At 65.2% G+C, this 12,682-nt stretch carries 11 protein-coding genes; 9 read left to right on the forward strand and 2 right to left on the reverse strand.

Annotated elements, in window-relative coordinates; all coding sequences use genetic code 11:
- Positions 1-6: 6 nt before the first annotated feature.
- The 8 genes from bamA to BMY53_RS18875 are packed head-to-tail and all read left to right on the forward strand — an operon-like array spanning position 7 to position 7,738.
- Positions 7-2,286, forward strand: coding sequence for an outer membrane protein assembly factor BamA (bamA, locus tag BMY53_RS18840; RefSeq protein ID WP_092948133.1), 2,280 nt, complete (start codon positions 7-9; stop codon positions 2,284-2,286).
- Entirely contained in the window at positions 2,286-2,798 is a 513-nt protein-coding gene (locus BMY53_RS18845; RefSeq protein ID WP_092948034.1) for an OmpH/Skp family outer membrane protein, read from the forward strand. Before bamA ends, BMY53_RS18845 begins: the two co-directional genes overlap by 1 nt.
- Before the next feature lie 10 nt (positions 2,799-2,808).
- Positions 2,809-3,870 carry a UDP-3-O-(3-hydroxymyristoyl)glucosamine N-acyltransferase gene (gene lpxD, locus BMY53_RS18850; protein ID WP_092948035.1) on the forward strand — a complete coding sequence of 354 codons (1,062 nt, stop codon included), beginning with the start codon at positions 2,809-2,811 and terminating at the stop codon, positions 3,868-3,870.
- On the forward strand, positions 3,867-4,328 hold the full coding sequence (gene fabZ / locus BMY53_RS18855) for a 3-hydroxyacyl-ACP dehydratase FabZ (protein ID WP_092948036.1): 462 nt from the start codon (positions 3,867-3,869) through the stop codon (positions 4,326-4,328). The genes lpxD and fabZ overlap by 4 nt, the downstream gene beginning before the upstream one ends.
- A 10-nt stretch (positions 4,329-4,338) precedes the next feature.
- Positions 4,339-5,130 (forward strand): acyl-ACP--UDP-N-acetylglucosamine O-acyltransferase, encoded by a 792-nt coding sequence (gene lpxA / locus BMY53_RS18860; protein ID WP_092948037.1) that lies wholly within the window; start codon positions 4,339-4,341, stop codon positions 5,128-5,130.
- Position 5,131: 1 nt separating this feature from the next.
- On the forward strand, positions 5,132-6,280 hold the full coding sequence (gene lpxB, locus BMY53_RS18865) for a lipid-A-disaccharide synthase (protein WP_092948038.1): 1,149 nt from the start codon (positions 5,132-5,134) through the stop codon (positions 6,278-6,280).
- Positions 6,252-6,959: a ribonuclease HII gene (rnhB, locus tag BMY53_RS18870; RefSeq protein WP_092948039.1), complete on the forward strand. Its 708-nt coding sequence runs from the start codon at positions 6,252-6,254 to the stop codon at positions 6,957-6,959. Before lpxB ends, rnhB begins: the two co-directional genes overlap by 29 nt.
- Complete coding sequence (locus BMY53_RS18875; RefSeq protein ID WP_092948040.1) at positions 6,956-7,738, forward strand: TrmH family RNA methyltransferase; 783 nt, start codon at positions 6,956-6,958, stop codon at positions 7,736-7,738. The genes rnhB and BMY53_RS18875 overlap by 4 nt, the downstream gene beginning before the upstream one ends.
- A 284-nt stretch (positions 7,739-8,022) precedes the next feature.
- On the opposite strand, the gene BMY53_RS18880 is transcribed toward BMY53_RS18875, so the two are convergent.
- Entirely contained in the window at positions 8,023-8,880 is an 858-nt protein-coding gene (locus BMY53_RS18880; protein ID WP_177200952.1) for a YihY/virulence factor BrkB family protein, read from the reverse strand.
- A 208-nt stretch (positions 8,881-9,088) separates the two neighbouring features.
- Positions 9,089-9,910 (reverse strand): posphoenolpyruvate synthetase regulatory kinase/phosphorylase PpsR, encoded by an 822-nt coding sequence (locus BMY53_RS18885; RefSeq protein WP_092948042.1) that lies wholly within the window; start codon positions 9,908-9,910, stop codon positions 9,089-9,091.
- Positions 9,911-10,251: 341 nt separating this feature from the next.
- Between BMY53_RS18885 and ppsA the strand changes: the two genes are divergently transcribed.
- On the forward strand, positions 10,252-12,663 hold the full coding sequence (gene ppsA / locus BMY53_RS18890) for a phosphoenolpyruvate synthase (protein ID WP_092948043.1): 2,412 nt from the start codon (positions 10,252-10,254) through the stop codon (positions 12,661-12,663).
- Positions 12,664-12,682 lie beyond the last annotated feature (19 nt).

Genomic DNA, 12,682 nt, shown 5'->3' on the forward strand with positions numbered 1-12,682 from the left:
GAGCCGATGCGCCCCCACGTGATCCAACTGGCGGTGCTGGCCACCGCGATGCACGCCGGTTCCGCATGGGCCGTCGAACCTTTCGTCCTCAAGGACATCCGCGTCGAAGGCCTTCAACGGACCGACCCCGGCACGGTGTTCGCGGCGCTGCCGTTCCGCATCGGGGACACCTACAACGACGAGAAGGGCGCCGCGGCGCTGCGGGCCCTGTTCGCCACCGGCCTGTTCAAGGACGTGCGCATCAACATCGACACCGATGCGGTGGTTGTGGTGATCGAGGAACGTCCCATCATCGCCAACGTGAACTTCGTCGGCCTGAAGGAGTTCGATACCGAGGCGCTGACGAAGTCGCTGAAGGACGTCGGCATCGGCGAAGGCAAGCCTTTCGACAAGGCCCTGGCCGACCGCGCCGAACAGGAACTCAAGCGCCAGTACCTCACCCGCAGCCTGTATGGCGCAGAGGTGACCACCACCATTACCCCGATCGAGCGCAACCGCGTCAACGTCAGCTTCCAGGTGACCGAAGGCGAACCCGCCAAGATCGCGGAAATCCGCATCCTGGGAAGCAAGGTCTTCAGCGAAAGCACCCTGCTGGGCCTGCTGGAGCAGACCACCACCGGCTGGCTGACCTGGTACACCAAGACAGACCGCTACTCCCGCGCCAAGCTGAATGCGGACCTGGAAACCATTCGCTCGTACTACCTGAACCGTGGTTATCTCGAGTTCAACGTCGAGTCCACCCAGGTCACCATCTCGCCGGACAAGCAAAGCATCAGCATTGCCGTCACCGTCAGCGAGGGCCAGCCCTACACGGTCAGCGGCATCAAGATGGAAGGCGAGTTCCTCGGTCGCGACGAGGAATTCAAGCGCCTGATCGCGCTCAAGGCCGGCGAGCCCTATCAGGGCGAGGCCGTGGCCCAGACCACGCGCAACTTCCAGGACCTGTACGGCACCTTTGGTTATGCGTTCGCCCGCGTGGAAAGCCGCCCGGAGATCGACCGGGCGACCGGCCAGGTGGTCGTGACCTTCGTGGGCGAGCCGCAGCGCCGCGTCTATGTGCGCCGCGTGCTCGTCTCCGGCAACACCCGCACCCGGGACGAAGTCATCCGCCGCGAGTTCCGCCAGTTCGAATCCTCCTGGTATGACGGCGCCCGCATCAAGGCCTCGCGCGACCGCGTCGAGCGCCTGGGTTACTTCAAGGACGTCACCGTCGACACCACCGAAGTGCCGGGTTCGCCCGACCAGGTGGACGTCACCCTGACAGTGACCGAACGCCCCACCGGCAACATCCAGATCGGCGCGGGTTATTCCAGTGCCAGCAAGCTGTCGCTGTCGGGCTCCATCTCGCAGGAAAACGTCTTCGGTTCCGGCAACTATCTGGGTATTCAGCTCAACACGGCCAGCACCGGCCGCTCGCTGGGCGTCTCCACGGTGGACCCGTATTTCACGGTGGACGGCATTTCCCGCGCCGTGGACGTGTTCTACCGCACGGTCAAGCCGATCAACAATCTGGGCGAACAGTACGAACTGGCCTCCTACGGTGGCTCGGTCAAGTTCGGCGTGCCGTTCTCTGAAGAAGACACCGTGTTCTTCGGCGTCGGTGCGGAGCAGACCCGCATCACCACCTCCAAGGGCCTGCCCAACAGCTACCTGTTGTTCGAACGTGCGTTTGGCGGTTCGGCCCTGTCCATCCCGCTGACCATCGGCTGGAAGGCCGACAACCGGGACAGCGTCATCACCCCGTCCGCGGGCTCGATGAAGCGCGTGAACCTGGAAACCAGCGTCGTCGGCGACTCGCGTTACGCCATTGCCAACATGCAGTACCAGCAATTCATTCCGCTGGGCCGCAAGTTCTCGCTGATGATCAACGGCGAAGTGGCCTGGGGTGAAGGTCTGATGGGCCGGCAATACCCCATCTTCAAGAACTTCTACGGCGGCGGCCTGGGTTCGGTGCGGGTGTTCGAATCCGGTACGCTGGGTCCGGTGGACATAACCGGCTCCTACACAGGCGGCAACCGCAAGTTCAACATCAACACCGAGCTGTACGTGCCCGTACCGGGCGCGGGCAACGACAAGAGCTTCCGCCTGTTCGCCTTCCTGGACGTCGGCAACGTCTGGGGCACTGACGACAAGCTGAATTTTGACGATACCCGTGCCGCGGGCGGTATCGGCATCAGCTGGCTGTCGCCGATGGGTCCGCTCAGGCTCAGTTACGGTACGCCAATCAGGAAGCTGCGGACGGATAGAATCGAGCGATTCCAATTCCAGATCGGGACATCATTCTGATGAAGAGCATGCTGTTGAAGATGGTGGCCGCTGTCGCCCTGACAGCAACCACGGCTTTGGCTGCCCAGGCCCAGGAAATCAAGATCGGCTACGTCAACAGCGAGCGGATCTTGCGCGAGACGAATCTGGCCAAGGCCTCCGAAGCCAAGCTGCAGGCGGAGTTCAGCCGCCGCGAGAAGACCCTGCTGGAGCAGGAGGGTAAGCTGCGCGGCGCCGCCGAGAAGCTGGACAAGGAAGGTCCGGCGCTGACCGAGGCGGAGCGCGCCCGCCGTCAGCGTGAACTGATCGAGCAGGACCGTGATCTGCAGCGCAAGCGTCGCGAATTCAACGAAGACGTGGCGCAGCGCAAGAATGAAGAACTCGCGGGCGTGATCGAGAAGGCCAACAAGGTCATCAAGCAGATCTTCGAGCAGGACAAATACGACCTGATCGTCCAGGATGCCGTACACGCCAGTGCCCGCGTGGACATCACCAAGAAGGTGATTGACGCGCTGAACGCGCAGAAACAATGAAGCGGATGCCATGAAGCAGGTACTGGTATCGGACCTGATCGCCGCCTTGGGCGGCGTTTCTCTTGGTGCTTCGGATACGGCCATCCGTTACGTGGCACCGTTGGAAGAGGCGGGCCCGGAGGCCATCGCCTTCCTCGCCAACCCCAAATACCTGCCGCAACTGGCCTCCACCCAGGCTGCTTGCGTCATCGTCTCGCCGGCCATCCAGGAGGCCGCCGCGGGGCGCCAGGGCGAGGGGCGGCAAGCCAGCTGCATCGTCACACCGGACCCCTATCTCTACTTCGCCCGCCTTACCCAGTGGTGGGTGCAGCACATGCGTGAGGCGCGCCCCGCGCCGGCCGTGCACGTCACCGCCAGCGTGGCGGCGGACGCCCAACTGGGCGCAGGTGTCGAAGTCGGCCCCTTTGCCGTCATCGAAGCTGGCGCGCGCATCGGGGACGGCGCCCGCATTGGCGCCCACACCGTGGTGGAGCGCAACGCCGTGGTGGGTGCCAGCACCCGCCTGGCGCCGCGTGTGGTGCTGGGCTACGACTGCATCGTGGGCGAGCGCTCGCTGATCCACAGCGGCGTCGTCATTGGTGCGGATGGCTTTGGCTTCGCCCCCACCAAGGGCGACAGTGGCATGAAGTGGGTCAAGATCGAACAGCTCGGCGCCGTGCGCATCGGCAACGACGTCGAGATCGGGGCCAACACCTGCATCGACCGTGGCGCCCTGGGCGACACCGTCATCGCCGATGGTGCCATCATTGACAACCTGGTCCAGATCGCCCACAACGTGAAGATCGGCAAGGGCACCGCCATCGCCGGTGCCGTGGCCATTGCCGGCAGTGCCGAGATCGGTGCCAACTGCATCGTGGCCGGCGCGGCGCGCATTAATGGCCACATCAAGATCACCGACGGGGTGCAGATCGGGCCGACGGCCAACATCAGCAACAGCATCGACAAGCCCGGCGCCTATGCCGGCATGTGGCCCTTTGAGGACGCCGCGTCCTGGCAGAAGAACGCCGCCGCGCTGCGCGGGCTCTATGAGCTGCGCCAACGCGTGCGTGCCCTGGAAAAGAAGACGACATGAACGACGAGAGCAGCAAAATCGACATCCACGGCATCCTGGCGAAGCTGCCGCACCGTTATCCCATCCTGCTGGTGGACCGTGTGCTGGAAGTGGAGAAGGGTGTGCGCATCCGTGCGCTGAAGAACGTCAGCATCAACGAACCGTTTTTCCAGGGCCACTTCCCGCATCGTCCGGTCATGCCGGGCGTGCTCATCCTGGAAGCGCTGGCCCAGGCCGCCACCTTGCTGGCCGTGCAGAGCTACGACTTCTCGCTGGACGAGAACCATGTCGTGTACTTCGCCGGCATTGATGGTGCCCGTTTCAAGCGCCCGGTCGAGCCGGGTGACCAGTTGATCCTGGACGTGACCCTGGAGCGTGCCAAGGCCAGCATCTACAAGTTCGGTGCCAAGGCCCTGGTGGGCAACGACGTCGTGGCCGAAGCCGGCCTGATGTGCACGATGCGCCGTCTGGACTGCTGAACACCCGACCATGGCCAAGATCCATTCCACTGCGATCGTCGACCCGAAGGCGCAGATCGACGCCGATGTCGAGATCGGCCCCTACGCGGTCATCGGCCCCGAGGTGCGCATCGGCGCTGGTACGCGGATCGGCCCGCACACCGTGGTGGAAGGTCGCACCACCATCGGCCGCGACAACCGCATCTTTCAGTTCGCCTCCATCGGCGCCATGCCGCAAGACATGAGCCACGGTGGTGAAGTCACCGAGCTGGTCATTGGCGACCGCAACACCATCCGCGAGTTCTGCACCTTCAACACCGGCACCTTCAAGGAGCAGGGGGTGACGCGCGTGGGCTCGGACAACTGGGTCATGGCGTATGTGCATGTGGCGCATGACGTCGTGGTGGGCAACCACTGCGTGCTGGCCAACAACGCCACCCTGGCGGGCCATGTGCACGTGGGGGACTGGGCGACGGTGGGGGGGCTGACCGGCGTCCACCAGTTCGTGCACATTGGCGCCCACGCCATGATCGGTTTCCAGGGCCATGTGGCCCAGGATGTGGCCCCCTACATGACGGTGGACGGCAACCCGCTGGCGGTGCGCGCTGTCAACCTGACCGGCCTGCGCCGCCGCGGTTTCAGCAATGACCGCATCGGCACCATCCGTCAGATGCACAAGCTGTTGTTCCGGGACGGTCTGACCCTGGAGCAATCGGTGCAGGACATCGAGGCGCTCAAGGATGGGCAGGGCCCCGACACCGTGGCCGACGTTCAGCTGATGCTGGACTTCCTGGCCACTGCCAAGCGCGGGCTCGTTCGCTGACATGGCTGCTTCCACGGACCCTCGACTGGGCCTGGTGGCCGGCGAGGCTTCCGGGGATCTGCTGGCCAGTCTGCTGCTGCAGGCGCTGAAAACGCGCTGGCCGGGGCTGACCAGTGCCGGCATTGGCGGCCCGAAGCTTCAGGCCCTGGGTTTTGATGCCTGGTGGCCCAGCCACAAGCTCTCCATCTTCGGCTATTGGGACGCGCTCAAGAACATCCGCGAGTTGCTGGCCATCCGCCGCCAGCTCGGGGACCGGCTCATCCAGGACCCGCCCTCGGTGTTTGTGGGCGTGGATGCGCCGGACTTCAACTTCGGGCTGGAGCAGCGCCTGCGTGAGGCTGGCATCAAGACGGTCCATTTTGTCTGTCCGTCCATCTGGGCCTGGCGGGCGGAGCGTGTGCACACCATCAAGCGCAGCGCGGACCATGTGCTGTGCCTGTTCCCGTTCGAGCCGGAACTGCTGGAGCGGCATGGCATTGCCGCCACCTATGTGGGCCATCCGCTGGCTGACAAGATTCCGCTGGAGCCGCCGCGAGATGACGCACGCGCGAGCTTGGGCCTGGGGGCCGATGAGATCGTGGTGGCGGTGCTGCCCGGCAGCCGGCGCAGCGAACTCCACTACATCTTTCCGCCGCTGCTCGACGCGGCACGTCGCATGGCGGCGCAGCGGCCCGGGCTGCGTTTCCTGGTGCCGGTGGCGCCGGGTTTGCGTGAACTGGCGCAGGCCTTGGTGAGCGAGCACGGCCACGGCCTGCCGCTGACCTTGCTGGAGGGGCAGGCGCACGAGGCCCTGGCCGCCTGCGACCTGACTCTGGTGGCCAGTGGCACGGCGACGCTGGAGGCGGCGCTGTTCAAGCGCCCCATGGTCATTGCCTACAAGCTGCACTGGTTCAATGCCTGGCGCATGAAGGGCAAGGCCTTGCTGCCCTGGGTGGGGCTGCCCAATGTGCTGGCCCGCGAGACCGTGGTGCCGGAGTGCTTGCAGGATGACTGCACGGGCGAGAAGATCGCGCGTGAGGGCCTGGCCTGGCTGGACGACGCACCGCGTCGGGAACGGCTGCGTGAGCGCTTCATCGAGATTCACCAGACGTTGCGCTGCAATACCGCGCAAAGAGCCGGCGATGCGATCGCAAAAATCCTCGGCACCTGAGCAACTGGGCCTGGACTGGCAGCGCGACGGCCTGCTGGCCGGCGTGGATGAGGCGGGCCGCGGCCCGCTGGCTGGCCCGGTGGTGGCCGCTGCCGTCATCCTGGACGACATGCAACCCATCAAGGGTCTGAACGATTCCAAGGTGCTCAGCGAGAAAAAACGCGAGCAGCTCTACGACGAGATCCGCGCCAAGGCGCTGTGCTTCTGCATTGCCGAGGCGACGGTCGAGGAGATCGACCGCATCAACATCCTGCAGGCCACCATGCTGGCGATGCGCCGTGCGGTGGAAGGCCTGCGCCTGACGCCGGCGCAGGTGAAGGTGGATGGCAATCGGCTGCCGGTGCTGCGCATCCCGTCGGAGGCCATCGTCAAGGGGGATGCCCTGGTGCCGGCCATTTCGGCGGCGTCCATCCTGGCCAAGGTCCATCGCGACCGGCTCTGCCTGCAGATGCATCAGGCGCACCCGCACTACGGGTTCGACAACCACAAGGGCTACGGCACACCGGAGCACCTGGAGGCGCTGCGCCTGCATGGTGCGAGTGCGTGGCACCGTACCAGCTTTGCGCCTGTGCGCCAGTGCCTGGAAGGCGTGGTGGCGACCACTGCCATCATCACAGGCGGCACCAGGCCCACAACCATCGTCACTTCGGTGACCACCGCGACCGCAGAATTCGAATGACCACAGGGCCCATCTGGCAAGCCATCACCGCGCGGGACAACGCGCAACTGCAGCGGCTCCGAAAGCTGGCGCAGGACGCGACGGCCTATCGCAAGATGGGTGGCGTCTGGCTGGAGGGTGACCATCTGGCGCGGGCGGCCCTGCAGCGTGGGCTGCGGCCGGCGCTGGCGCTGATCACCGATGTGGCGGGGCAGGACGACGCCTTGCACGCACTGGCAGACCAGGCGGCCAAGGTGCTGGTCGTGTCTCCGGCGCTGTTCAAGACGGTGTCCGGGCTGGAGTCGCCCGCGCAGATCGGCTTTGACCTGCAGTTGCCGCCAGCCATGCGCATGGATGCGAAGGCCGACTCGGTGGTGCTGGACCGGCTGCAGGATGCCGGTAACGTCGGCACCATCCTGCGCAGTGCCGCGGCGATGGGGTTCCGGCAGGTGCTGGCGATGAAGGGCACCGCCGCGCTGTGGTCACCCAAGGTCTTGCGGGCTGGCATGGGGGCGCATTTCGGGTTGCGCCTGTTCGAGGGGCTGAGCGTGAGTGACCTGGATGCGTTGCAAGTGCCGCTGCTGGCCACCAGCTCCCATACGGACGTGATGCTGCATGAGGCCGCGTTGCCTTCGCCCTGCGCCTGGGTGATGGGCCATGAAGGACAAGGGGTGGATGAGGCTCTGATGGCTCGCTGCGCGATGCAAATCGGCATCCCGCAGCCGGGTGGGGAAGAGTCCCTCAATGTCGCCAGTGCTGCATCGATCTGCCTCTACGAATCCGCCCGCCAGCGCGCGTAGGCTCAAAAGCCGCTCACTCGTCGTTGCAAATGCTCGCCGTAGCGCTGCTACGGCTGCGCTTTGCGCCTAGATTGAGCGGCTTTTGAACCTACGCGGTGCTCGTACGACACTTCACACCTCACAACTGGAGGCGCCAGGCTTTCCGAAACACGGCCACGGCTGTGCTTGCGCCTGGATTGAGCGGCTTTGAACCTGCGCGCTCCCTGCACGACACATCACTTGTCAGGTGCCACGGTCTTAAATACTCGGTGGGTGTGGGCGAGGGGAAGTCCATGAGGAGACGGTCAGGCCGGCCCTGGTGGCTCGGGTAGGCGCTCACGTATCACCGCGTTGACCTCGGCGCCATAGATCAGCGTGGTCGCGCTGATGTAGAGAAAGACCAGCGTGGCCACCACGCCCGCGAAACTGCCGTAGATCAGGGCCAACTTGCCAGCACTGCGCAAAGAATAAGAGAGCGTCGCGGCAGACGCCACCCAGAGCGCCGCGCCCACAATCGCACCCGGCAGCACCGTGCTCAGGCGCTGGCGGACATCCGGCAGCCAGCCGTACACCAGCGCATACAGCACCGTCAGCACCGCAAAGGCCAACCCGTAGCGAACACTGTTTCGCAGCCACGGTGTCTCCTGGCCCGCCCCCAGCCCTTTCTCAAGCGCCTGCCAGACATAAGGCATCACAATGACCGAGCTGAAGGTGGCCAAAATGCCGCCCCCGACCACCACGGTGAACAGCGTCACCTTCAGACGGGCCTTCCAGAACGGCAGGCCTCGCTCGACGCCATACGCCCGATTCAGCGCCGTGCGCACCGCCTGCATGCCAGAAGAAGCCGTCCACAAGGTGACAAACAGTCCAATGGCCAGCAGCGCCTGGCTGCGCTGCGCAAGCACCTGGTTGATCACCGGCTGCATGGCACTGCGCACCAGCGGCGGGGCATACTCCACCACCCGGTTCGCCAACGCAGCGGCGTCCCCGGGCGACCCAATGTAGGCGGCACCCGCCGAGAGCAGCAGCAACAGCGGGAACATGGACAGCACCGTCGAAAACGCCATGCTGCCCGCCTGGTTCGCACTCTGGTGCAACACGTAATGCTGCACGGCGCGCAGCAGTACGCCAACCCCGGGCGCACGCAGGGCGACCAGCTGCACTCGCCGCCATCGCCTGCTCAGACGCGGCATGCCGAGTGACCCCCAGAACGTGATGGCGGATGGGCGGTGGCGCTCAAGGTGCGGACCCGTTGACCTGTTGCGGCCGGAAGGGCATGCGGCGATCCCGATGCCCCCTGCGCCCTCCACACCCCTGGCGCGCCCGACGCCCCGGGCCACCCGAAGCGGGTTCTCCCCGGGCGCCAGTGGGTCAGTACATCAGCCGGTCGGGCCGAATGTCGCGCAGGATGGTGGTGGCGATCTCCTCGATCGACTTGTGGGTCGACGACAGCCAGGAAATGCCCGCTTTCTTCATCATCGTCTCGGCCTCGCGCACTTCGTAATGGCAGTTCATCAGGTCCGCGTATTTGCTGCCGGGCCGGCGCTCGTTGCGCACCTGGGCCAGACGTTCCGGGTCGATGGTCAGGCCGAAGCATTTCTTCTTGTGGGGCAGCAGCGGCGTCGGCAGGGCGCCACGCTCAAAGTCTTCCGGGATCAACGGGCAGTTGGCAGCCTTGATGCCGTGCTGCATGGCCAGGTAAAGCGACGTGGGCGTCTTGCCGCAGCGGCTCACCCCCACCAGGATCACGTCCGCCGAATCCAGGTTGCGGGCGGACTGGCCGTCGTCATGCGCCAGCGAGAAGTTGATCGCCTCGATCCGGTCGTGGTACTCCTGGCTCTTGGCAATGTCCGAGAACCGGCCGACCCGGTGGTTGGACTTCACGCGGAACTCGTCTTCCAGCGGGGCGATGAAGGTGCCGAACATGTCCAGCACCAGGCCTTCGCAGTGCTGACGCACCACGTTGAGCACCTCTCGATTCACCAAGGTGGCAAAGACCACGGGGCGCTGTCCTTCCCGGATGCCGGTCTCGTTGATCTCCTTGACCAACTGGTGCGCCTTGTCCGCGTTGTCCACAAAAGGCCGGCGCACATGGCGGGCCTTGACCGAGAACTGGGCCAGGATGGAGTTACCGAAGGTTTCAGCGGTGATGCCGGTGCCATCCGAGACGAAGTAGACGGTGTGCTGGGTCATGGCGAGCCTATGTCTGAGGGGCGGGGTGGTTGTCGCGGGGCAGCTGCGAAGGCCGGGAAGCGGGCACGACACATGCCACAGCCGCCCAGAACGGTCCCGCGCAGTCCCCGAACCAGGGTTTACATCATAGAGGCGCGAACCCGTAGAATCGTCCGCAACTTGCCCCTGCCCATCATGAACGCCCCGCCGCGACGCCCACAAGAATCGACAAGACCTGTCGCGCGCGCCGTTCTGTCCGCACGCTTTTTCTCCCCGCCGCGCGCCCTTCCCGGCAGCGCCGCCCGGTATGCAAAGTCTGCAGGCCCTGGGGCCCCGGTTTTTCAACATCACGGAGTTTTCCCATGTCTGATGCACGCTTCGAGGCGACCGCCCTGGTTGTACCCTTCGAGAAACTGAGGATGACCGATGTCGAGTCGGTGGGCGGCAAGAACGCCTCGCTCGGCGAAATGATTTCCCAACTGGCCGATGCCGGTGTGCGGGTGCCTGGCGGCTTTGCCACCACCGCCCACGCGTTCCGTGAGTTCCTGAAGTACGAAGGCCTGGACGCCCGCATCCAGCAGCGCCTGGCCGACCTCAACACCGACGATGTGCGTGCCCTGGCCGAGGCCGGCGCGCAGATCCGCGGCTGGCTCGAAGCCCAGCCCTTCCCCAAGGACCTGGAGGCCGCCATCCGGGCGGAATTCGCCCGTGTGACCGAAGGTCAGCCGGAGGCGTCCTTTGCTGTGCGCTCCTCGGCAACGGCGGAAGACCTGCCGGATGCCTCCTTTGCCGGCCAGCAGGAGACCTTCCTGAACGTCGTCGGCATTGAGGACGTGCTGCACAAGATGAAGGAGGTCTTCGCCTCCCTCTACAACGACCGCGCGATCAGCTACCGCGTCCACAAGGGCTTTGCCCACAACGACGTGGCCCTGTCGGCCGGTGTGCAGCGCATGGTGCGCTCCGACCTGGGCGCCGCCGGCGTCATGTTCACCATCGACACCGAGTCCGGCTTCAAGGACGTGGTCTTCATCACCTCCAGCTACGGCCTGGGCGAGACGGTGGTGCAGGGCGCGGTGAATCCGGACGAGTTCTATGTGCACAAGCCGGCGCTGACCCGCGGCAAGTTCCCCATCATCCGCCGCAATCTGGGCTCCAAGCTGATCCAGATGACCTTCGCGACGCCAGAGGAAAAAGCAGCCTCCGGCAAGCTGGTCAAGACGGTGGATGTCGAGGTGGAGCAGCGCAACCGCTACTCGCTGACCGATGAAGACGTCATCCAGCTCTCGCGCTATGCGCTGATCATCGAACAGCACTATGGCCGCCCGATGGACATCGAGTGGGGCAAGGACGGCAACGACGGCCAGATCTACATCCTGCAGGCCCGCCCTGAGACGGTGAAGAGCCAGGCGGAAGGCCAGGTCGAGCAGCGCTACAAGCTCAAGGGCCAGGGCACCGTGCTGGTGGAGGGACGCGCCATTGGCCAGAAGATCGGCACAGGCCCGGTGCGCCTGGTCGACAGCGTGGCGGAGATGGAGCGAGTCCAGCCCGGCGACGTTCTGGTCACCGATATGACCGATCCCAACTGGGAGCCGGTGATGAAGCGCGCCAGCGCCATCATCACCAACCGGGGGGGGCGCACCTGCCACGCGGCCATCATTGCCCGCGAGCTGGGCATTCCCGCCGTGGTGGGCTGTGGCGACGCGACCGACAAGCTCAAGGATGGGCAATTGGTCACCGTCGTCTGCTCCGAGGGCGACACCGGCTACATCTACGACGGCCTGCTGGAAACCGAGGTCAGCGAAGTCCATCGTGGGGAGCTGCCGTACTCGCAGGTCAAGATCATGATGAACGTCGGCAATCCGCAACTGGCGTTCAACTTCTCGCAGATGCCCAACAGCGGCGTGGGTCTGGCGCGTCTCGAGTTCATCATCAACAACAACATCGGCGTCCACCCGAAGGCCATCCTGGACTATCCGAATGTGGACACCGACCTGAAGAAGGCGGTGGAGTCCGTGGCGCGCGGCCACGCGTCGCCGCGCGCCTTCTATGTCGACAAGCTGGCCGAGGGCATTGCCACCATTGCGGCGGCCTTCTGGCCGCAGCCGGTGATCGTTCGCCTGTCTGACTTCAAGAGCAACGAATACCGCAAGCTCATCGGCGGCTCGCGCTACGAGCCGGATGAAGAGAACCCCATGCTGGGTTTCCGCGGCGCCTCGCGCTACATCAGCGGCGAGTTCTCCGATGCCTTCGCCATGGAGTGCGAGGCGCTCAAGCGCGTGCGTCACGACATGGGCCTGACCAACGTCGAAATCATGGTGCCTTTCGTGCGTACCGTGGCGCAGGCCGAAAAGGTGGTGGCGATGCTGGCGGAGCGTGGCCTCAAGCGCGCGGCGGCGGGTGGCAAGGATGATCTGCGCGTCATCATGATGTGCGAGGTGCCGAGCAACGCCATCCTGGCCGAGCAGTTCCTGGAGCACTTCGACGGCATGTCCATCGGCTCCAACGACCTGACCCAGCTGACCCTGGGTCTGGACCGCGACTCCGGCCTGGAGCTGCTCTCGGGCGATTTCGATGAACGCGACCCTGCGGTCAAGGCCCTGATCTCCCGGGCCATCGCGGCTTGCCGGGCGACCGGCAAGTACGTGGGCATCTGCGGCCAGGGCCCCAGCGACCATGCCGACTTTGCCGACTGGCTGGCGGCTGAAGGCATTGTGTCGATCTCGCTGAACCCGGACTCGGTCATCGAGACCTGGACGCGCCTGGCCAAGAAGTAATCGCCGAAACCGGCAGGGA

Source organism: Roseateles sp. YR242 (genome assembly GCF_900109745.1).
GTDB lineage: Bacteria > Pseudomonadota > Gammaproteobacteria > Burkholderiales > Burkholderiaceae_C > Roseateles.